Source organism: Pseudomonas sp. Fl5BN2 (genome assembly GCF_009908205.1).
In the GTDB taxonomy this organism is placed as follows: Bacteria; Pseudomonadota; Gammaproteobacteria; order Pseudomonadales; family Pseudomonadaceae; genus Aquipseudomonas.
The window spans coordinates 20,110-40,261 of the sequence record NZ_JAAARL010000011.1; the positions used below are offsets into that span (position 1 = coordinate 20,110).

The window sequence follows — 20,152 nt, forward strand, 5'->3', positions numbered from 1 at the left end:
CTCCCGGAGTCTGTCCATGAACACCCAGAACCCTGCCTTGAGCACCACCGCACGCACCACTCAGCAACCCCTGGGAATGCTGGCGGCCATTGTGCTGTTCGCTGCCATCACGCCCGCCGTGCTGTTGATGGCCCCGGCCATCGCCGCACAACTGGCCAGCCAGTGGCAATTGAGCCCGACACAGATCGGCGACCTGTTCTCCGCCGAACTGGGGGCCATGAGCCTGGCCACGCTGCCCGCCATCTGGTGGCTGAAACACATCGACTGGCGCCGTGCCGCGCTGTGCAGCGCCCTGCTGTTCATCACCGCCAACCTGTTGTCGATGCTTGCCGATGATTACTCACTGTTGCTGGTCGCGCGCTTCTGCAGCGCCCTGGCCGGCGGCTCGCTGATGATCATCTGCCTGGCCAGCGCCGCCGCCAGCCCCAGCCCCAGTCGCGCCTATGGCTTCTGGGTGATGGGCCAGCTGGCGCTGGGGGCCATCGGCCTGAGCCTGTTGCCGATGCTCTTCGAGCGCTTTGGCCTGGGTGCCTGCTACCTGATCCTGGCCTTGCTGATGACCTTGTGCCTGCCCCTGGCCCGCTGCTTTCCTGCAGGCGCTGCGCACGAGGCGGCCGACGCCCCGAAGGCGCCGGCGATCTCCTGGATCAAGGCGGCGCTGGGGATTCTCGGCATCCTCACGTTCTACATCAGCCTCAGCGGCGTCTGGACCTTCATCGGCGCCATTGGCAGCCAGTCCGGCCTCTCGGCGCAGACCAACGGCGACATCCTGGCCATCGCCACCCTGATGGGCATCGTCGGCGCGCTGTGCGCCACCCTGTTCGGCGACCGTCTGCCTCGCGGCGCCCTCCTGCTGCTGGGCTACGGGCTGATGGCGGCCTCGGTACTGCTGCTCCTGGGGCAACCGCAACTGGCGCGCTTCGCCCTGGCGGCAGTGGTGTTCAAGTTCACCTGGACCTTCATCCTGCCGCTGATCCTGGCACGCATGGCCGAGATGGATCGCAGCGGCCGGCTGATGAACGCCTCCAACCTGGTGATCAGCGCCGGCCTGGCAATCGGCCCGACACTGGCCGGGCGCCTGATCGAAAGCAGCGGTGGTTTCCAGGGCCTGCTGCTGGGTGGCGCGGTGATCACCTTGCTGTCACTGGCCCTGGTGCTCAGTTGCCGACCCTCTCGCTAAGCCCTTAGCGCGCGCCCTGGGGCAACTTCGGTGGTACGACCACCGATACGTCACAGGGCGGCGCAAGTACCCCCCGTTTCCTTGAAAGATGGATATCACCATGACCTGCAAAACCGCTTTTTTCTTCGATGAACTCTGTCTCTGGCACAGCGGCGGCCCCCACGTCCTGACCTTGCCGGTGGGCGGCTGGGTGCAGCCACCAGCCGCCGCAGGACACGCCGAATCGCCGGAAACCAAGCGCCGCTTGAAAAGCCTGATGGACGTCTCGGGGCTGACCCGGCAACTGCAACTGCGCAGTGCCGCAGCGGCCACCGAGGAGGACCTGTTGCGGGTCCACAGTGCCGACTACCTGCACCGTTTCAAGGCCTTGAGCGACGCCGGCGGCGGTCACCTCGGGGACGAGGCGCCAGTGGGCCCCGGCAGCTACGAAATCGCCAAGCTGTCCGCCGGGCTGGCCATGGCCGCGGTGGACGCGGTGCTCAGCGGCGAGGCCGACAATGCCTATTCCCTGTCCCGTCCACCAGGACACCACTGCAGCGCCGACCAGGCCATGGGGTTCTGCTTCCTGGCCAACATCGCCATCGCCATCGAGGCCGCCAAGGCCCGCCATGGACTGGGCAAGGTCGCGGTGATCGACTGGGACGTGCACCACGGCAACGGCACCCAGTCGATCTTCGAGGAGCGAACCGACGTGCTGACCCTGTCCCTGCACCAGGACGGCTGCTTCCCGCCGGGTTACGGCGGTGAACAGGAGCGCGGACGCGGCGCTGGCCTGGGCTACAACATCAACGTCCCGCTGCTTCCCGGCGGCGGCCATGACGCCTACCTGCACGCGATGCAGCGCATTGTCCTGCCGGCCCTGGAGCGCTTTGAGCCGCAACTGATCATCGTCGCCTGCGGCTATGACGCCAACGCCGTGGACCCGCTGGCGCGGATGCTGCTGCACAGCGACTCCTTCCGCGAGATGACCCAGTGCCTGCGGGACACCGCCGAACGCCTGTGCGAGGGACGTCTGGTGTTGGTGCATGAGGGTGGCTACTCCGAGGCCTACGTGCCGTTTTGCGGGCTGGCCACGCTGGAGGCACTCTCGGGTATCCGTACTGCGGTCAACGACCCGATGCTGGAGTTCGTGCGCCTGCAGCAACCCAGGGAGCCCCTGCTGAGCTTTCAACGCCAGTTACTCGACCGCCAGGCCGAGGCCATTGCGGCCACTGATCGCTGACTTGCCCGGATTTGGCCCATGACCAACGTTCACCGGTGTGCTGCTGAGCATCAGCTGCTCGCCGTGTAACACTCAACCACCCCGGAAGCTCGGTTCCAGAGCTTCTGGGGCTATTGCTCCCCGCCGCTCGCGGCGCCCCGTTCCGCCCCCGCCTGCCTGCCCTTTCGTCCCCCCCTGCACAGGCTCAACACATTCGCCCCAATAGCCACGAAAGGTTTCCTATCCTCTTCACAGCTACCTGACCCTGAATTCCAGTTCATCTCGACTGACCCGTACCCCCTGCGTGCCGCTGCAACACGTCCCTGCCTGGTCGGAGAGGCGTGCGGCGCGACCTGTCCGTCTGCTAGACCACTACTCCGATTGCCGGGTTTTGCCCTAATCCGGGCCCGTATATCTGCTGAGACAAAGGAGATGTCAATGCACCGCAATAACGATGATTACCTCGACGAAATCTGCTTCTGGCAATGCGCCCACAGCCGTCTTTTGCAGCATACGGCCCTGCTTCGGAAGCAGGCCCTACACGCACCCGGGTTTTCCAGGGAACCACTGGATGAGCTGTTGCGCAGATGTGGTCTGGAGGGGCTGTGTCATTGCCCCGGCGATCCTCGACTAACCAGGCCCCAGTCCACTGGGGATTTGCCACACCCACCCCTGCGCCCCAAGGACTGAATGATTCCATGGAGCCCCCTGGCTAGGCCGCTCCATGGGCTCTGGCCTCGGTGGGAGTCTGCTGATAACGCGCCTTGAACGCCCGGGCAAAATGCGCCTGACTGACAAAACCATGGCGATAGGCGACCTCGCTGATATCCAACCCCGCCCCCTGGCTGCTGCACAGCAGCTGGCGGGCCTGTTGCAGGCGCCGTTCCAGAATGAAGCGGCTCGGCACCAGGCCCTCCAGGGCAAACAGCCGGGCCAGGTGCCGGGTGGAAATGCCAGTCTGGGCCGCCACCCGCTCGCAACTCAGGGCGGGGTCGGCCAACTGGTCATGGATGCATTGCTTGGCCGCCAGCAGGTAGGACGCACTCAGGGCATTGATCGGCCGTTCACCGACATGCCCGGCAATGATGCTGGCGAGAAGCTCGAAAGCCTGTTCCTGGTAGGCATCGGCCTCTTCACAGAAGGGGTGCAGGAAAAACGCCCGGGTACGCTCCCCCAAGGTGCGCAACAACAGACGCTGGACCCCGCTTTCGGCGCTGACCCGCAATGGCCGGTCAAAACGCTTCAGGCAACGTTCGGCGAACTGCTCCTGGGGAATATCGAAGATGAACTGGCGCATCGCCCCGGAAAAGCCGAACAGGTAGGGCTTGTCGGTGCGATAGACCACCAGCTCCCCCGGCTCCAGCACCTGGCAGGCGCCGTCCTGATAGAAGAACGAACCGCTGCCGGTAACCAGGGACACGAAGATCGACTCCTTGGGCACACCGCGGATCATCGAACTGTCGCGCTCCACCACATGCTCATTGCCGACGATGCGGGCCAGGCGCATAGCGCTCAATTGCAGGTTGTCCTGGCTGGCGGCGAACCCATCCTCGGCGTAGGAGTTGCATTTAAGCCCCACCAGGGTGCTGGCGTTGTAGTCCTCCCAAAACGTCAGCCGTTGATCCAGGTCGATGGCCTGGGTGCTGGCGTGCCGGGTTTCGAGCAAGGCGCATGGAGACATTGTTGTTCTTCTCATGGGCGGCTGGATGTTCCCCGGACGGCAAGGCAGTGTCCGGGCACCTGGGGCCGCATGCTCTGCGGCCTGCGGCCATTCATTAACATCTGAAGTATATAGCCTGTCAACTTGAAACGCAGTGGGACCCGGTCGCCTGAAGGTCCTCACGGCATCGCTATTTAAAGTAGGAAAAACGCCGTCCGAAACGGACAACAAACCGGTCCGATTCGATCAAACCGGCGCCGGCCTGCGCGCCTAGAGTCGTCTCAGTTATCGCCGTAGCTCCCCCTAATAAGAACCATTGAGGTCGACCATGCCTGAAGCAGCCACCCGTGAATTCTGGAAAGACCTGCAGCCTATCGCCAATTGTTTCAAGCCCGACGCCAAGCCGGAGGTCTACCTGCCCAACGCCGCCAGCGACGACCTGAGTCTGTACGTGCCCTTCACCGAAACCGTGTCCTCGCGACCGCTGTGGATCTCTCCCAGTGAAAACCGCTGGTGCGACATTCTGATGGCCAGCAGTGCCGGGCTGGTCAACCGCCACTATCACCCCCACGAAGTCTTTGCCTACACCCTGTCCGGCAAGTGGGGCTACCTGGAACACGAATGGACCGCCAGCGCAGGCGACTTCGTCTACGAGACCCCGGGCGAGGGCCACACCCTGGTGGCCTACGAGCATGAACAGCCGATGCGTGTGTTCTTCATCGTCAAGGGCCCGCTGATCTGGCTCGACGAACAGGGCGAGCCCGACGGCTACTTCGATGTGCACTCCTACATCGCGATGTGCCGCGAGCACTACGAAAAGATTGGCCTGGGCGCGGCCCACATCGACACCCTGTTTCGCTGATCGCGATTTCTGACGCCTCCTCGGAGAACCACCATGGCTTATAAAAACAACAAGGCCGGTTACGAGAACACCTTGCTGGGGGTGCTGTTCCTGACCTTCGGCTTCGTCTTTTTCGATCGTCTGGCGCTGTCCTTCCTGTTCCCCTTCATGGCGGACGAACTGCAACTGAGCAACAGCCACCTGGGCATGCTGTCCTCGGTACTGGCCCTGGCCTGGGCGGTGTCCGGGGCTCTGGTGGGCGCCTGGTCGGACCGCCGTGGCATACGCAAGCCGCTGCTGATCATCGCGGTGATCCTGTTTTCCCTGTGCTCGGCGCTGTCCGGGCTGGTCACCGGGTTCCTCAGCCTGCTGCTGTTTCGCGGGATCATGGGGCTGGCCGAAGGGCCGATCCTGCCATTGTCGCAATCCTTGATGGTGGAGGCCTCGTCGCCCCATCGCCGAGGCTTGAACATGGGCCTGCTGCAAGGTTCGGCAGCCGGCTTGCTGGGGGCAGTGATCGGCCCGCCGGTGCTGGTCGCCCTGGCCGAGGCTTATGGCTGGCGCCATGCGTTCATCATCTCGCTGGTCCCCGGATTGCTGATTGCCCTGCTGATCTGGCGCTACGTGCTCCCGGACCGTCCACGGGGCGAGCCACGAGCGGATGCCGCAACGAACCACGGCGGCGGGCATCGGCTGGCCCTGCTCAAGAGCCGCAATATCGTGCTCTGCACCCTGATCAGCTGTTTCTTCCTGACCTGGTTCATCGTGCTGATCTCCTTTACCCCGACCTTCCTGATCAAGGTCCGCGACTACAGCCCGGCCAGCATGGGCATGGTCATGAGCTGCCTGGGCGGCGCCTGGGTGTTGTGGGGCTTTGGCGTTCCGGCGATTTCCGATCGCATTGGCCGCCGCCCGACCCTGGTGCTGTTCTCGCTGATCGCCGCCTGCTGCCCCATGGCCCTGCTCTTCGCGCCATCGCCAATGATCCTTGGCGTGCTGATGCTGCTGACCTATACCGGCCTGGGCTGTTTCACCCTGTTCATGGCAACCATTCCGGCGGAGACCGTACCCCGGGAAGTCATGGCCACGGCCCTCGGGATGATCATGGGCATCGGTGAGCTGGTGGGCGGTTTCGTCGCCCCGACCATTGCCGGCTTCGCCGCCGACCGCTTCGGCCTGTCCATCGTCATGTGGATGTCCTGCGGCGGCGCCCTGCTGGCCGCAGTGCTGGCGCTGTTCCTCAAGGAAACCGCACCGGCGGTGCTGGCCCGTCAACAGCGCCGGCAAGCCGACGCCACCACTGCCGCTGCTACTCCAACCCTGCAAGGAAACCAGCCATGAAAGCACTGCGTTGGCACGCCGCCCGGGACCTGCGCCTGAGCCAGGTGCAACTGCGCCAGCCCGGTGCTGGGGAAGTCCTGCTGCAAGTCGCCTACTGCGGCATCTGCGGCAGCGACCTGCATGAATACGCCGATGGTCCCCATTCGATTCCCCAGGAAGTGGCCCATCCACTGTCCGGCTGCCGGGCCCCCTTGACCCTTGGCCATGAGTTCTGCGGTGAAGTGGCGGGCCTGGGCCCGGGCGTCGACCCTCGCTTGCTGGGCCAGCGGGTAGCAGTGGAGCCGGAGTACCGCTGCGGTGATTGCCAGTACTGCCGCATAGGCCAGTACAACCTGTGCCAGTCCATGGGTTTCATCGGCCTGATGGGCGATGGCGGTTTCGCCGAACAGGCCCTGGTGCCCGCCTACATGCTGCACCTGCTGCCGGAAAACGTGAGCTTCAAGCAGGCGGCCGTGCTCGAACCTGCGGCCGTGGCCTTTCACGCCTTGAACCAGAGCAGCCTGATGGCCGGTGACAGCTGTGCGGTGTTTGGCCTGGGACCGATTGGCCTGCTGCTGATCCTGCTGGCGCGGCTGCGCGGTGTGGAGCGGATCTATGCCGTGGACCTGGACCCCGAGCGCCGGCGCCTGGCCCTGGAGTTCGGTGCTTCGGCGGCCCTTGACGGCCGTGACCCAAGGCTGCAGGAGCAGCTACGGCAATTGAGCGACGGCGGTATCGACAGTGCCTTTGAAGCCGCCGGTACCCAGCAGACCCTGACTCATGCCCTGCACTGCCTGCGCAAGGGTGGCGAAGCGGTCATGGTCGGCCTGATGGGCGAGGTGCAATTCGACGCCTTCCACTTGGTGAACAACGAACTGCGCCTGCTCAGCAGCGTCGGTTATCGCCATGTCTATCCCGAACTGATCGAACTGCTGGCCAGCGGGCGCCTGGACCTGTCCCGGGCAGTCACCCGCTGCCTGGCCCTGGAGCAGGCGGTGCAACTGGGCTTTGAATCGCTGCTGCAAGACAAAAGCCAGATCAAGGTTCTGGTCAACCCGACACCGACCCTGGCCGAGGCCTGAACCCGCAATTCCAACACTCAAGACAAAAACAACAATAAACGAGTACCCGACATGAATGCTTCCTATGCGCTGTGCCCGCTGCTGGCAGCCCTGCTGCTGCCCCTTGAATGCCTCGCCGATGCTCCGGCTGCGCCGCGTAGCGGCCCGCTGTCCGGCCTGGGCGACTACCTGGCCGACCAGGGCATCACACCCCATGTGCAGTTTCTCAGCCTGGCAATGAAGAACCTCGACACCGGCCCTAGGCCCCACAGTTTCGGCAACAGCGGCGACCTGTTCGTCGGTGCCGACGTCAACCTTGAGACCTTTGCCGGTCTCGAAGGAGCAGCCTTTCACTTCGAGCAGACGCTGTTCATCCTCGACCACGAGACCGGCGTGCCCACCTCGCGCAACTGGCAAGGTGCCGCCGGCAGCTACTTTGCCGGGGCACCGATCCACAATGACCTCACCAGCAACCAGTTGAGCCTCTTGACCTACCAGCAGACCTGGCTCGACGGCCGTATGGACCTGAGCCTGGGCCGCACCAACGCCCGGCGCTATTTCTACATCTACAACTGCGAAAGCACGGTCACCTGCAACGACCCGATCATCGACTCTTCAACTGGGGTCCTGCCGCCGCCCTACGGCAGTTGGGGCGGCTACCTGAAATACCAGATGACGCCCGAGTGGTATGTGCATGGCGGCGCCTTCGAGTCCAACCCCGTGGACTACCTGAAACAGCGCAAGGGCCTGGATTTCAGCACCGACGACGCCAGCGGCACCAGCCTGCTGCTGGGTATCGGCAGCCAGAACCGCAATGCCTACAGCTCCCACTACGAGCTCAACGGCTACTACAACACCTCCAAGCAGGTTGATCCGCTGACCGGGGCCATGGATTTCGGCAGCGCTGGTGCGTTCTTCAAGTTCCAGCAATCGCTGTGGCGCGCCGACGCCGGCCAGGGCACCGCACCCCAGGCCCTGCTGCTGTTCGGTTCACTGTCGGCGGCGGCCGATGACAAGCAACCCTTCAGCCGTTTCGTCGAAGCCGGCCTGACCTACCTGGCGCCCTTCGACCGGCCCCAGGACAAGCTCAACCTCAAGGCCAGCTACCTGCGCCTCAACGACCATCAGTTGCGCTTCCAGCAACAGGCGCGGATCGCCAACCGCGGCGACTCGCGCCTGGGCGAACCCAATGTCTACGCACTGGAAGCCAACGCCCATATCGCCCTGACCCGGCAACTGGCCCTGGAGCCCAGCGTCCAGTACCTGATCAACCCGGACAACTTCTACAACCCCGAAGCCCGCGAGCTGAGCGGCAACGGCTTTGTCGTCGGCCTGCAAGTGACCCTCGACGTAGGCTCGCTGCTGGGGCTCTGAGATGGACTTCTGTGACTGCCCAAGAGGTATCCCCCATGAGTGAAAGCACCACGCACACCTTCGACTACATCGTGGTCGGCGCCGGCTCCGCCGGTTGCGTGCTGGCCAACCGCCTGTCCGCCGACCCCAAGGTCCAGGTGTGCCTGATCGAGGCCGGGCCCAGCGACCGCACCCTGCTGCCCGCGGCCTATGTGCGCACCCCGGCGGGGATCATCCGCCTGATCGCCAACCCGCGCTGGAACTGGATGCACCAGTTCAGCCCCCAGGCCAGCAGCGGCGACGTGCCGATCCCCTGCCCACGGGGCCGGGTCTGGGGTGGCTCCAGCGCGATCAACGGGATGATCTATATCCGCGGCCATCGCCTGGATTTCGACCGCTGGGCCGCCGCCGGCAACCAGGGCTGGAGCCATGACGAACTGCTGCCCTACTTCAAGCGCTCGGAGCATTTCGAACCGGGCGCCTCGCCCTGGCACGGCCAGCACGGCGAGCTCAACGTCGCCGAACAGCGCAGCCCGAGCCCGGTCAATTCGGTGTTCTACCAGGCCGCCACCGAGCTGGGCTGGAACTACAACCCGGACTTCAACAGCGCGGAACAGGAAGGCTTCGGGCCGTTCCATGTCACCCAGATCAACGGCGAACGCTGCAGCGCCGCCCGGGCCTTCCTGCACCCGATCCTGCATCGGCAGAACCTGACGGTACTGAGCAGCACCCTGACCCACCGGGTATTGCTGCAAGGCTCCCGCGCCTGCGGCGTGGAAATCAGCCAGGACGGCCGGGTGTGGCAATTGCAGGCGCGCCGGGAGGTGATCCTCAGCGCCGGGGCGATCAACTCTCCGCAACTGCTGTTGCTGTCCGGCATCGGCCCGGCCGAGGAGCTGGAGCGCCACGGGATCGTTTCCCGCCATCCGCTGCCGGGGGTCGGGCTCAACCTGCAGGATCACCAGGACATCGTGCTGATGTACCGCAGCGACCCCGAGCTGGGCTACGGCATTTCCGCCAAGGGCCTGCTGCCCCTGGCCCGCTCGCCCTGGCAGTACCTGACCCGGCGCCAGGGCCCGCTGACCTCCAACACCGTCGAGTCCGGGGCCTTCCTGCGCCTGACACCCGAGGACCCGGTGCCGGAACTGGGGCTGATCGTCGCCCCGGCCCTGAAGAACCAGCCCCAGCGCCTGATCCCCGTGGGCCACGGCATCAGCCTGCATGTGGCGGTGATGCACCCGCAGAGCCGTGGTCGGGTGCGCCTGAACTCCGCCGACCCGCACGACAAGCCGCTGATCGACGCCAACTTCCTCAGCCACCCGGAAGACCTGCGCAAGCTGGTGGCCGGATTGCGTCTGGTGCGCCAGCTGGCGGCGACCCGAGCCTTCTCCCAGCGCTTGCGCGGCGAACTGGTGCCCGGGCCGCAGGTGCAGAGCCAGGAACAGATCGAGCAATGGATCCGCCAGCACCTGGGCACGGTGTTTCACCCGGTGGGCAGTTGCAAGATGGGCCACGACGAACTGGCGGTGGTAGACGACCAACTGCGGGTCCACGGCCTCCAGGGCCTGCGGGTGGCGGATGCCTCGATCATGCCGAGCCTGATCACCGGCAACACCAATGCGGCGGCGATCATGATCGGGGAAAAGGCTGCGGACCTGCTACTGGGAGCAGCCCAGGCGCAACCCTGCACTGCGCCCCGCAACGAGGCTTGCGTCTGATGCCTGGGCTCAGGGGCGCTTCGGCGCCTCGGCGCTCCAGAGCACTGGCCAGTCTTCGTAGCCCAAGCCGCTGCAACTGGGCATGCGCCGGTAGTCGGTGAGCTGGAACGCCTGGCCGTCGAAGTGCCAGCTGGCCATTTCACCACAGTCGCCAACCCCGCGGCCCAGCAGGAAACTGCTGAGTACGCCGGTCTCGGGGTAATAGTTGATGCCGCCGGCATTATCGACGCTGCCGGCCGGCAATGCCTGCAGCTGCAGGCTTTGCACCCCATAGGGCGCAGTGCGCGAGCGGCTGCTGATATCGAACAGGCAGATGTAGGCACCGCAGTCGGAGAACTCGAACACCAGCGCCTGCTGCGCAGTCAGGGGATAGACCTCGATCCTCGGCGGCATGACGTAGTCGTCGTCTTCTTCGGACTTTGGCGGCGGCAAGGTTTTTTGCACCGCCGCCAGTAGCCCGGCGCGCTCCCGGGCGCTGAGGGGCTTCACCCCGGGATAGGGACGCAACGCCTGGGCCGGCTGGACCCTGGGCACCGCGCTGTTCGGTTGCTCGCCGGGCGCCGCCAAGGCGCTGACCGTGCCCTGGCGCTGCTGCGCCTGGTCCACCCCTTGCAGCAACTCCGGCAACCCCTTGAGCAGCACCTGGGCTGGTTCCTCGCCTGGCAGCTCCAGCACCTGCCCGGCCCGCAGGCGCGCCAGCCATTGTCGGACCAGGGGCTGATCATCAACCCGGTAGTACTGTTGTTCACGGGTGCTGTCGGGGGCTTCCACTTCCTGGACCAGGGCCGCCAGCAAGCCCGGCTCCAGCGGCTGGCCATCCAGGCGCAACGCGCCGAGTTCGAATGGCGCGCCCTGGTGCTCCAGTTGCAGTTGCACCCGGCCCTCGGGACCGACCTGGCTGCGGATTTTCAAGGTCAGGTGGTTGACCTGCGCGGCAAAGGCGATGTTCGGCGCGTAGAGCAGTTGGCAGTCGCGGCGGTTGTCGCACGCGCTGATCCAGCCCTCCTGCTGCAACCACAGCGGCGTCTGTTCCGGCAGCTCCCGGGCCTGGCACGGCAAGGCACCCAGCACCAGCAGGGACAACACAACAGTACGCAGCATGAAGACGCTCCTTGTCGGGCAAAGGCGCGGATTCTGCCACGCCCGTCAGGCGGCGAATACAGCCAGCGCCAACTGCCTGTGCAAGGCCCCGTGGCATCAGCCCTGCCCGGGCTCTCAGGCGCCCGGCGCAGCTGCAGAAGGTGCAATCACCTGCCCCTGGCGCAAGCGGTACTCACCCGGCGCGGTCTTGGCGTAACGCTGGAAAAACCGGCTGAAATAGGCCGGGTCCTTGAAGCCCAGCTGGTAACAGATCTCGTTGATCGAACTGCCGGTGAACAGCAGCAGGCGCTTGGATTCCTGCATCAGCCGTTCGTACACCAGGCGTTTGGATGGCAAGTCGGCAATGCGCCGGCAGACATCGTTGAGCCGCGCCTCGGTAACCCCGAGCGTGCTGGCGTAGCGAGTCAGGGGCCAATGCTCCAGGTAGCGGGCCTCGATCAGCTCGTTGAAGCGATGGAAGATCTGCAGGTCTTCATGGCGCGCCGGACGCGCCTTCAGGGAGTTGGCCGAGAGCCGCAGCAGGCTGATCATCAGCAGCCGGGTCAGGGCTTCGAGCGCCGATTCGCGGCCGGCCCCCTGCCCCGCGATCTCCTGCTGCAGTTCATCGAACAGGTACTCCAGGCGCCGCACTTCGCTGGCGAACTCCGCTCCCAGGCGCGCCAGGGCCACGCACACCGGCGGCACCTGGGGCATCGGGGCCAGTGCCGGGTCGGCACCGATCAGCTCCCACACCAGTTGCTGGCGCACGGTAAGCACATGGCCTTCGCTGTCGGCCTCGGTGACGAAGGCGTGGGGAATGGTCGGCGGGGTGAGGAAGAACATCGGCCCCGACTCCAGGTACTGCTGGTCGTCGAGGTAGACCCGCACCGCGCCGCTCTGCACGTAGTGCACCTGGAAGAAACGGTCGTGGCGATGCACCGGCATGTTGCGGCCGAAGAAGTCGGCCAGGTTGCTGAGCTTGTCGTAGTGCACCTGGGCATCGGCGTAACGCTGGTCGTAGACCTGGCCGATGTTGATGTTGGGGATAGGTTGGCGTGGGTTCATGGCGCCCTTCTGTTTTTATTTTGATCCACGCGGACCCTGCGCATCCTGCGTGATTCGCGGCTTGCCCGCCAGTCCGGGATGGGAGCTGCAAGCGCGTCGCTTGACGATCGTTAACATATTAAATATAACGTTAACACATTAACGAAACCGACCCACCAGCGGCAAGCCGCTACGGGAACGGACACCAGGAGAGCCCGATGAGCCGTGCACTGAACGATCACGCCGGCGGCACCTTGTTCGGCGTTGCGCTGAACTACCAGGGGTTGCTGCAGAGCCATCTGCAGAGCTTCACCCAGCCGCCCTACCAGAAGCCGCCGGTGAAGCCGGTGCTGTTCATCAAGACCCCCAACACCCGCAACAGCCATGAGGCGCCGGTGGTGTTTCCCCAGGGTGTGGAACGCCTGCAGCCGGGCCCGGCCCTGGGCGTGGTGATCGGCAAGCGTGCCAGCCGGGTGCGCCTGGAGGATGCCCTGGAGCATGTCGCCGGCTACACCATCGTCAACGAATTCAGCCTGCCGGAAGACAGCTACTACCGCCCGGCGGTCAAGGCCAAGTGCCGCGACGGCTTCTGCGCCCTGGGCCCGGAACTGGTGCCGGCCGCCGAGGTCAGCGACCCCCACAACCTCAGCCTGGAACTGTTCGTCAACGGCGAGCGGGTGCAGCACAACAGCACCGCCAACCTGGTGCGCAGCATTCCCCAGCTGATTGCCGAGATCAGCGAGTTCATGACCCTGCACCCCGGTGACGTGCTGATCACCGGCACCCCGGAAGGTCGGGTCGATGTCCGCCCGGGCGATCGGGTCGAAGTGCAGATCAGCGGCCTGGGCCGCCTCGCCAACACCATCGTGGCCGAATAAGGAGCCGACATGAAACATGCACGCATCCGTTATCAGGGTCAGGTCCACCAGGCCCTGGTCACCGGCCCCAACACCCTGCAACTGGAAGACGGCCGGGTTCTTGCCGAAGACCAGGTGCAGTGGCTGCCGCCGGCCACCGGGACCATGTTCGCCCTGGGCCTGAACTACGCCGACCACGCCGCCGAACTGGCCTTCACGCCGCCCACCGAGCCCCTGGTGTTCATCAAGTCGCCGGGCACCTACACCGGCCACAACCAGGTGACCTGGCGTCCGGACAACATCGCCTACATGCACTACGAGTGCGAGCTGGTGGCGGTGATCGGCAAAACCGCGCGCAACGTCAAGCGCGAGGACGCCCTGGACTACCTGGCCGGCTACACCCTGTGCAACGACTACGCGATCCGCGACTACCTGGAGAACTACTACCGGCCCAACCTGCGGGTGAAGAACCGCGACGCCACCACCCCGGTGGGCCCGTGGATCATCGACGCGGCCCTGGTACCCGAACCCAACAACCTGACCCTGCGCACCTGGGTCAACGGCGAGCTGCGCCAGCAAGGCAGCACCGCCGACATGATCTTCGACATCCCCTACCTGATCGAATACTTGTCCGGTTTCATGACCCTGCAACCGGGCGACATGATCGCCACCGGCACCCCCGAAGGCCTGTCCGACGTGGTGCCCGGCGATGAGGTGGTGGTGGAAATCGAAGGCATCGGCCGGCTGGTCAACCGCATCGTCAGCGAAAGCGAATTCTTCACCCATCACGCCCCCACCGCGGTGGCCAAGGAGCACGCATAAATGATCAAGCACTGGATCAACGGTCGCGAAGTCGAAAGCCGCGAAGTGTTCACCAACTACAACCCCGCCACGGGCGAAGCCATCGGTGAAGTGGCCAGCGGCGGCGCCGAGGAAATCGCCCAGGCGGTAGCGGCGGCCAAAGAAGCCTTTCCGAAATGGGCCAACACCCCGGCCAAGGAACGCGCGCGGCTGATGCGTCGCCTGGGGGCATTGATCGAAGAGAACGTACCGCACCTGGCGGAGCTGGAAACCCTGGACACCGGCCTGCCGATCCACCAGACCAAGAACGTGTTGATCCCCCGCGCCTCGCATAACTTCGACTTTTTCGCCGAAGTCTGCACCCGCATGGATGGCCACAGCTATCCGGTGGACGACCAGATGCTCAACTACACCCTGTACCAGCCGGTGGGGGTCTGCGCCCTGGTGTCGCCATGGAACGTGCCGTTCATGACCGCCACCTGGAAGACCGCGCCCTGCCTGGCCCTGGGCAATACCGCGGTGCTGAAGATGAGCGAGCTGTCGCCACTGACCGCCAATGAGCTGGGCAGGCTGGCGGTGGAAGCCGGGATTCCCGCCGGGGTGCTGAACATCGTCCAGGGCTACGGCGCCACTGCCGGCGACGCCCTGGTGCGCCACCCGGACGTGCGGGCAATCTCCTTCACCGGCGGCACCGCCACCGGCAAGAAGATCATGCAGACCGCCGGCCTGAAGAAGTACTCCATGGAACTGGGCGGCAAGTCGCCGGTGCTGATCTTCGAGGACGCCGACCTCGAACGCGCCCTGGACGCCGCGCTGTTCACCATCTTCTCGCTGAACGGCGAACGCTGCACCGCCGGCAGCCGGATCTTCATCCAGGAAAGCGTCTACCCGCAATTCGTCAAGGAATTCGCCGCCCGGGCCAAGCGGCTGATCGTCGGTGACCCGCAGGACCCCAAGACCCAGGTTGGCTCGATGATCACCCAGGCCCACTACGACAAGGTCACGGGTTATATCCGCATTGGCATCGAGGAAGGCGCGACCTTGCTCGCCGGTGGCCTGGAGCGCCCGGCCAACCTGCCGGCGCACCTGGCTCGGGGGCAGTTCATCCAGCCCACGGTATTTGCCGATGTCGACAACAAGATGCGCATTGCCCAGGAAGAGATCTTCGGCCCAGTGGTGTGCCTGATCCCGTTCAAGGACGAGGCCCAAGCCCTGCAACTGGCCAACGACACCGAATACGGCCTGGCGTCCTACATCTGGACCCAGGACATCGGCAAGGCCCATCGCCTGGCCCGGGGCATCGAAGCCGGCATGGTGTTCATCAACAGCCAGAACGTGCGCGACCTGCGTCAGCCGTTCGGTGGGGTCAAGGGCTCCGGCACCGGCCGTGAGGGCGGCGAATACAGCTTCGAGGTGTTTGCCGAGATCAAGAACGTCTGCCTCTCAATGGGCAGCCACCACATCCCGCGCTGGGGCGTATAAGGTTCAGAAGCGTCACGCATCGCGCGAACAATAAGATGTTTCAGGAGAAGCACCATGGGCGAAGTCGTCATGACCGCCAAGGTCTGTCACGTTCCATCAATGTACCTGTCCGAACTGCCGGGCAAACACCACGGCTGCCGTGAGGCGGCCATTGCCGGGCACAAGGAGATCGCCCGCCGCGCCCGCGAGCTGGGCGCCGACACCGCGGTGGTGTTCGATGTGCACTGGCTGGTCAACAGCGGTTACCACATCAATTGCGGTGAAGTGTTCAACGGCACCTACACCAGCAACGAGCTGCCGCACTTCATCAAGAACATGACCTACGACTACCAGGGCTGCCCGGAGTTGGGCCAACTGATCGCCGCCGAGGCCAACGCCGCCGACGTGCGCACCCTGGCCCACAACATCCCCAGCCTGGAGCTGGAGTACGGCACCCTGGTGCCCATGCGCTACATGCACATGGATGTACCCGCCGCCGAGCACTTCAAGGTGGTGTCCATTGCCGCCTGGTGCGCCTGGCACAAGCTCGAAGACAGCTTCACCTTCGGCGCCGCGGTGCGCCGGGCCATCGAGCAGAGTGATCGCAAGGTCCTGGTGCTGGCTTCCGGCTCCCTGTCCCACCGCTTCTCCGATGACCGCGAAGCCGAGGCCAACATCCACAAGTGGACCCGCGAGTTCGACAAGCAAGTGGATCAGCGGGTGGTGGAGCTGTGGCAGCAGGGTCGCTTCCGCGAGTTCTGCGCGATGCTCCCGGACTACGCCGAGCACTGCTACGGCGAGGGCAAGATGCACGACACGGCCATGCTCCTGGGCCTGCTCGGTGGCCCCGAGTACAACCGCCCGGCCGAGATCGTCACGCCACTGTTCGGCAGCTCCGGCACCGGCCAGATCAACGCGATCTTTGAAGTTTAAAAACCGCGGCCAGCGTTGAGCTAGAGGCTGCAAGACCACATCGACAGCAGCGGCAAGCCGCAAGCCTGCAGCCGTAAGAGAACCTTCTTGCCGCGTGTAGCTTGCCGCATGCTGTTGCCTGTGAAGGAGGCACCGTGCCCCATTTCATTGCTGAATACACCGACAACATCGAACAGGCCGCCAATCTGCCGGGGCTGTTCGAAAAGGTTCATGACTACCTGGGTGCCAGCGGGGTTTTCCCCCTGGGAGGCATTCGCAGCCGCGGGGTGCGCCTGGATACCTGGCGCATGGCCGACGGCAAGCACGACTACGCCTTTGTCCATATGCGCCTGCAAGTAGGCGCCGGACGCGACCTGGCGACCAGGCGACAAGTGGCCGAAGGCTTGTTCGAGATCATCCAGGCGCATTTTGCCGAGCTGCAGGCCCAGCGGCTGCTGGCCCTGTCGTTCGAGATGAGCGAGCTGGATGCCGAGCTGAACTTCAAGCACAACAACGTGCACGAGTTCCTGCGCGGGCAAGCCTGAAGCCTGCGCCGCCCCTTTCGCCGGCAAGCCGGCTCCTACAGCGCCCCCGTAGGAGCTGGCTGGCCAGCGAAGAGGCCCTCAAGCCTTGTGCCAGTCCTGGATCCGCCTTCGCCGGCAAGCCGGCTCCTACAAGAACAATAACGAGACCCTTGTCATGCCCCATGCCACCACCGCCGAGACCTCGCGCGCCGAGGTCAATGACTGTTATCGCAAGATCACCTGGCGGCTGATGCCGTTGCTGTTCGTCTGCTACATCTTCGCCCACCTGGACCGGATCAATATCGGCTTCGCCAAGCTGCAGATGACCCAGGACCTGGGCTTCAGCGAAAGTGTCTACGGCCTCGGTGCCGGCCTGTTCTTCGTCGCCTACGCGCTGTTCGGGGTGCCCAGCAACCTGGCCCTGGATCGGGTCGGACCACGGCGCTGGATCGCCTTCCTGATGCTGGTCTGGGGCCTGTTGTCCAGCGCCCTGATGCTGGTGGACAGCGCCTGGAGCTTCTATGTCCTGCGCTTTCTGCTGGGGGTCGCCGAGGCCGGCTTCTTCCCCGGCATCCTGGTGTTGCTCAACCGCTGGTTCCCGGCCAGCCGCCGCGGCCAGGTGACCGCATTGTTCGCCATTGCCGTGCCCATGGCCGGGGTTGTCGGCGGGCCCTTGTCGGGATGGATTCTGGAAGGTTTCCACGATTTCGGCGGCCTGCGCGGCTGGCAGTGGATGTTCCTGATCGAAGGCCTGCCGGTGGTCCTGCTGGGGCTGGTGGTGCTCAAGGCCCTGCCGGAAAGCATCGAGCAGGTGGACTGGCTGACCCCGGCGCAGAAAACCCAGCTGTTGCAGGCGTTGCGCCAGGAAGAACAGCACAAGTCCATCACCCGTCTCAGCGGCATCCTCAAGGACCGTCACGTCTGGTTGCTGGTGTGCATCTATTTCGCGGTGATGCTGGCGGTCAACACCATCGCCTTCTGGATGCCGACCCTGATCCATCACGCCGGTATCGCCCGGGACAGCAATGTCGGGATGCTCAGCGCCCTGCCCTACCTGGCCGGCTGCCTGTTCATGCTCGGCGTCGGCCGCTCCTCGGACCGCAGGCGTGAACGCCGCTGGCACCTGGGGGTGCCGCTGCTGATGTCCAGCCTCGGCCTGATCCTCACCGGGTTGGCCCCGGAAAACCCCTGGCTGGTGATGTTCGGCCTGCTGGTGGCGGGCATGGGCGCCAGCGCCGCGCTGCCGATGTTCTGGCAACTGCCACCAGCGTTTCTCGCCAGTAGCACCCAGGCCGCCGGCATTGCCATGATCAGTTCCTTCGGCAGCGTCGCGGCGTTCCTTGCACCGTATTTGATCGGCGTGGTGCGCGACGCCACCCAAAGCGCCAGCCTCGCCCTCTACGCCCTCGCCCTGCTGATCGCCGGCGGTGCCTGGCTGGTGCTGCGAGTGCCGGCCCATATCGTCAACCCTCGGGAGAAATAAACATGCTCAGCCCCTCGGATATCCAACAGGCCGCCGCACGGCTCAACGCCGCCGAACAGAGCCGCGAACAGATCGGCCAACTGTCCCTGCAATACCCGAACATCACGATCGAAGACGCCTATGCCATCCAGCGCAGTTGGGTGGAACAGAAGATCCGCGACGGCCGCAAGCTGGTGGGCCACAAGATCGGCCTGACGTCCCGGGCGATGCAGGTGTCGTCGAACATCACCGAACCGGACTTCGGCGCCCTGCTGGACGACATGCTGTTCGATGAAGGCAGTGATATTCCGTTCCAGCGCTTCATCGTGCCGCGGGTCGAGGTGGAGCTGGCGTTCATCCTCGGTAAACCCTTGAAAGGCCCCAACTGCACCCTGTTCGATGTGCTGGACGCCACCGACTGGGTGATCCCGGCGCTGGAGATCATTGACGCGCGGATCCAGCAGGTGGACCCGCAGAGCCAGGTCACGCGCAAGGTCTTCGACACTATTTCCGACAACGCCGCCAACGCCGGCGTGGTCATGGGCGGCCGCGCCGTGCGCCCGGGCGACGTGGACCTGCGCAAAGTACCGGCAGTGCTCTACCGTAACGGGGTGATCGAAGAGTCGGGGGTTTCCGCCGCGGTGCTCAACCACCCGGCCAAGGGTGTCGCCTGGCTGGCCAACAAGCTGGCGGCCTACGACGTCGGCCTGGAGGCCGGACAGATCATTCTCGCAGGCTCCTTTACCCGCCCGGTGGCGGCCCGTCCGGGAGATGTCTTCCACGTGGATTACGACCAATTGGGCAGCATCGCCTGCCGTTTTGTCTGAGGAAACCGTCATGGACATGCCGTTAAACCTGTTCAAGCAACGCCTGCAACAGGGCGACCCACAGATCGGCCTGTGGCTCGGCCTGGCGGACGCCTACTGCGCCGAGCTGGCGGCCAACGCCGGTTTCGACTGGCTGCTGCTGGACGGCGAACACGCCCCCAATGACCTGCGCAGCCTGCTGGCCCAGTTGCAGGCCATCGCCCCGTATGCCGCCCAGGGCATTATCCGGCCGCCGATTGGCGACACCGCATTGATCAAGCAACTGCTGGATATCGGCGCCCAGACGCTGCTGATTCCCATGGTCGAAAGCGCCGAACAGGCACGCCAGCTGGTGCGGGCCATGCGCTATCCGCCGCTGGGTATTCGCGGGGTGGGCAGCGCTCTGGCCCGGGCATCACGCTGGAACAGCATTGGCGACTACCTGGATCAGGCGGATCAGCAGATGTGCCTGCTGGTGCAGATCGAGAACCTGGAGGGGCTGTGCAACCTCGACGAGACTCTCACGGTGGACGGTGTCGACGGTGTGTTCATCGGCCCCGCGGACCTGTCGGCGGCCATGGGCCACCGCGGCAACCCCGGGCATCCGCAGGTGATCGCCGCCATCGAGGACGCCATCGTACGGATTCGCCAGGCCGGCAAGGCGGCGGGCATTCTCAGCGCCGATCAGCGCCTGGCGCGGCGCTGCATCGAACTGGGGGCGAATTTCGTCGCAGTGGGTGTGGACACCACGGTGCTGATGAAGGGCCTGCAGAGCCTGGCCGGGCAGTACAAGGGCCTGGATACCCCCACCAGCGAGGGCGGGGTTTACTGACCGGCGGGTTGCCGGCGAAGGCGGTCTTATGGGCATCGC

At 65.0% G+C, this 20,152-nt stretch carries 18 protein-coding genes; 15 read left to right on the forward strand and 3 right to left on the reverse strand.

What is annotated here, in order from left to right; all coding sequences use genetic code 11:
* Positions 1-16 precede the first annotated feature (16 nt).
* A complete protein-coding gene (locus tag GV819_RS16590) occupies positions 17-1,180 on the forward strand; it encodes an MFS transporter (RefSeq protein ID WP_161757138.1) in 1,164 nt (387 codons plus the stop codon).
* 100 nt (positions 1,181-1,280) lie between these two features.
* Positions 1,281-2,402, forward strand: coding sequence for a class II histone deacetylase (locus GV819_RS16595; protein WP_178126020.1), 1,122 nt, complete (start codon positions 1,281-1,283; stop codon positions 2,400-2,402).
* Positions 2,403-3,093: 691 nt separating this feature from the next.
* On the opposite strand, the gene GV819_RS16600 is transcribed toward GV819_RS16595, so the two are convergent.
* Positions 3,094-4,062, reverse strand: a complete 969-nt coding sequence (locus GV819_RS16600; protein WP_161757140.1) for a helix-turn-helix domain-containing protein — start codon at positions 4,060-4,062, stop codon at positions 3,094-3,096.
* A 307-nt stretch (positions 4,063-4,369) separates the two neighbouring features.
* On the opposite strand from GV819_RS16600, the gene GV819_RS16605 reads away from it, so the two are divergent.
* Genes GV819_RS16605 through GV819_RS16625 form a run of 5 tightly spaced genes read left to right on the forward strand, consistent with a single transcriptional unit; the run spans position 4,370 to position 10,334 of the window.
* A complete protein-coding gene (locus GV819_RS16605) occupies positions 4,370-4,903 on the forward strand; it encodes a 2,4'-dihydroxyacetophenone dioxygenase family protein (protein WP_161757141.1) in 534 nt (177 codons plus the stop codon).
* A gap of 33 nt (positions 4,904-4,936) precedes the next feature.
* Complete coding sequence (locus tag GV819_RS16610; protein WP_161757142.1) at positions 4,937-6,223, forward strand: MFS transporter; 1,287 nt, start codon at positions 4,937-4,939, stop codon at positions 6,221-6,223.
* Positions 6,220-7,284, forward strand: coding sequence for a 2,3-butanediol dehydrogenase (locus GV819_RS16615; protein WP_161757143.1), 1,065 nt, complete (start codon positions 6,220-6,222; stop codon positions 7,282-7,284). The genes GV819_RS16610 and GV819_RS16615 overlap by 4 nt, the downstream gene beginning before the upstream one ends.
* A 51-nt stretch (positions 7,285-7,335) precedes the next feature.
* On the forward strand, positions 7,336-8,637 hold the full coding sequence (locus tag GV819_RS16620; protein WP_161757144.1) for a carbohydrate porin: 1,302 nt from the start codon (positions 7,336-7,338) through the stop codon (positions 8,635-8,637).
* Positions 8,638-8,672: 35 nt separating this feature from the next.
* A complete protein-coding gene (locus GV819_RS16625) occupies positions 8,673-10,334 on the forward strand; it encodes a GMC family oxidoreductase (protein ID WP_161757145.1) in 1,662 nt (553 codons plus the stop codon).
* 9 nt (positions 10,335-10,343) lie between these two features.
* Here the strand turns inward: GV819_RS16625 and GV819_RS16630 are convergent, their stop codons facing one another.
* Entirely contained in the window at positions 10,344-11,435 is a 1,092-nt protein-coding gene (locus tag GV819_RS16630; RefSeq protein ID WP_161757146.1) for a DUF1176 domain-containing protein, read from the reverse strand.
* A gap of 114 nt (positions 11,436-11,549) precedes the next feature.
* Complete coding sequence (hpaA, locus tag GV819_RS16635; RefSeq protein ID WP_161757147.1) at positions 11,550-12,479, reverse strand: 4-hydroxyphenylacetate catabolism regulatory protein HpaA; 930 nt, start codon at positions 12,477-12,479, stop codon at positions 11,550-11,552.
* A gap of 197 nt (positions 12,480-12,676) precedes the next feature.
* On the opposite strand from hpaA, the gene GV819_RS16640 reads away from it, so the two are divergent.
* From GV819_RS16640 to hpaI, 8 genes are all read left to right on the forward strand, one after another.
* Positions 12,677-13,336, forward strand: coding sequence for a fumarylacetoacetate hydrolase family protein (locus GV819_RS16640; protein WP_161757148.1), 660 nt, complete (start codon positions 12,677-12,679; stop codon positions 13,334-13,336).
* 9 nt (positions 13,337-13,345) lie between these two features.
* The gene (locus GV819_RS16645; RefSeq protein WP_161757149.1) at positions 13,346-14,137 is read left to right on the forward strand and encodes a fumarylacetoacetate hydrolase family protein; all 792 of its coding nucleotides are present in this window, start codon (positions 13,346-13,348) and stop codon (positions 14,135-14,137) included.
* Positions 14,138-15,598: a 5-carboxymethyl-2-hydroxymuconate semialdehyde dehydrogenase gene (hpaE, locus tag GV819_RS16650; RefSeq protein ID WP_161757150.1), complete on the forward strand. Its 1,461-nt coding sequence runs from the start codon at positions 14,138-14,140 to the stop codon at positions 15,596-15,598.
* Positions 15,599-15,652: 54 nt separating this feature from the next.
* Positions 15,653-16,510 carry a 3,4-dihydroxyphenylacetate 2,3-dioxygenase gene (gene hpaD / locus GV819_RS16655; protein ID WP_161757151.1) on the forward strand — a complete coding sequence of 286 codons (858 nt, stop codon included), beginning with the start codon at positions 15,653-15,655 and terminating at the stop codon, positions 16,508-16,510.
* Between the two features lie 134 nt (positions 16,511-16,644).
* Positions 16,645-17,034, forward strand: a complete 390-nt coding sequence (locus GV819_RS16660) for a 5-carboxymethyl-2-hydroxymuconate Delta-isomerase (protein WP_161757152.1) — start codon at positions 16,645-16,647, stop codon at positions 17,032-17,034.
* A 154-nt stretch (positions 17,035-17,188) separates the two neighbouring features.
* Positions 17,189-18,496 carry an MFS transporter gene (locus tag GV819_RS16665; protein ID WP_161757153.1) on the forward strand — a complete coding sequence of 436 codons (1,308 nt, stop codon included), beginning with the start codon at positions 17,189-17,191 and terminating at the stop codon, positions 18,494-18,496.
* 2 nt (positions 18,497-18,498) lie between these two features.
* On the forward strand, positions 18,499-19,302 hold the full coding sequence (gene hpaH / locus GV819_RS16670) for a 2-oxo-hept-4-ene-1,7-dioate hydratase (protein WP_161757154.1): 804 nt from the start codon (positions 18,499-18,501) through the stop codon (positions 19,300-19,302).
* A gap of 10 nt (positions 19,303-19,312) precedes the next feature.
* Positions 19,313-20,113, forward strand: a complete 801-nt coding sequence (gene hpaI, locus GV819_RS16675) for a 4-hydroxy-2-oxoheptanedioate aldolase (RefSeq protein WP_161757155.1) — start codon at positions 19,313-19,315, stop codon at positions 20,111-20,113.
* Positions 20,114-20,152: the final 39 nt, after the last annotated feature.

Bases quoted from the DNA above. Each gene is read 5' to 3' on its own strand.
- GV819_RS16590 (WP_161757138.1), top strand. From the start codon at position 17: ATGAACACCCAGAACCCTGCCTTGAGCACCACCGCACGCACCACTCAG.
- GV819_RS16595 (WP_178126020.1), top strand. From the start codon at position 1,281: ATGACCTGCAAAACCGCTTTTTTCTTCGATGAACTCTGTCTCTGGCAC.
- GV819_RS16600 (WP_161757140.1), bottom strand. From the start codon at position 4,062: ATGTCTCCATGCGCCTTGCTCGAAACCCGGCACGCCAGCACCCAGGCC.
- GV819_RS16605 (WP_161757141.1), top strand. From the start codon at position 4,370: ATGCCTGAAGCAGCCACCCGTGAATTCTGGAAAGACCTGCAGCCTATC.
- GV819_RS16610 (WP_161757142.1), top strand. From the start codon at position 4,937: ATGGCTTATAAAAACAACAAGGCCGGTTACGAGAACACCTTGCTGGGG.
- GV819_RS16615 (WP_161757143.1), top strand. From the start codon at position 6,220: ATGAAAGCACTGCGTTGGCACGCCGCCCGGGACCTGCGCCTGAGCCAG.
- GV819_RS16620 (WP_161757144.1), top strand. From the start codon at position 7,336: ATGAATGCTTCCTATGCGCTGTGCCCGCTGCTGGCAGCCCTGCTGCTG.
- GV819_RS16625 (WP_161757145.1), top strand. From the start codon at position 8,673: ATGAGTGAAAGCACCACGCACACCTTCGACTACATCGTGGTCGGCGCC.
- GV819_RS16630 (WP_161757146.1), bottom strand. From the start codon at position 11,435: ATGCTGCGTACTGTTGTGTTGTCCCTGCTGGTGCTGGGTGCCTTGCCG.
- hpaA (WP_161757147.1), bottom strand. From the start codon at position 12,479: ATGAACCCACGCCAACCTATCCCCAACATCAACATCGGCCAGGTCTAC.
- GV819_RS16640 (WP_161757148.1), top strand. From the start codon at position 12,677: ATGAGCCGTGCACTGAACGATCACGCCGGCGGCACCTTGTTCGGCGTT.
- GV819_RS16645 (WP_161757149.1), top strand. From the start codon at position 13,346: ATGAAACATGCACGCATCCGTTATCAGGGTCAGGTCCACCAGGCCCTG.
- hpaE (WP_161757150.1), top strand. From the start codon at position 14,138: ATGATCAAGCACTGGATCAACGGTCGCGAAGTCGAAAGCCGCGAAGTG.
- hpaD (WP_161757151.1), top strand. From the start codon at position 15,653: ATGGGCGAAGTCGTCATGACCGCCAAGGTCTGTCACGTTCCATCAATG.
- GV819_RS16665 (WP_161757153.1), top strand. From the start codon at position 17,189: ATGCCCCATGCCACCACCGCCGAGACCTCGCGCGCCGAGGTCAATGAC.
- hpaH (WP_161757154.1), top strand. From the start codon at position 18,499: ATGCTCAGCCCCTCGGATATCCAACAGGCCGCCGCACGGCTCAACGCC.
- hpaI (WP_161757155.1), top strand. From the start codon at position 19,313: ATGGACATGCCGTTAAACCTGTTCAAGCAACGCCTGCAACAGGGCGAC.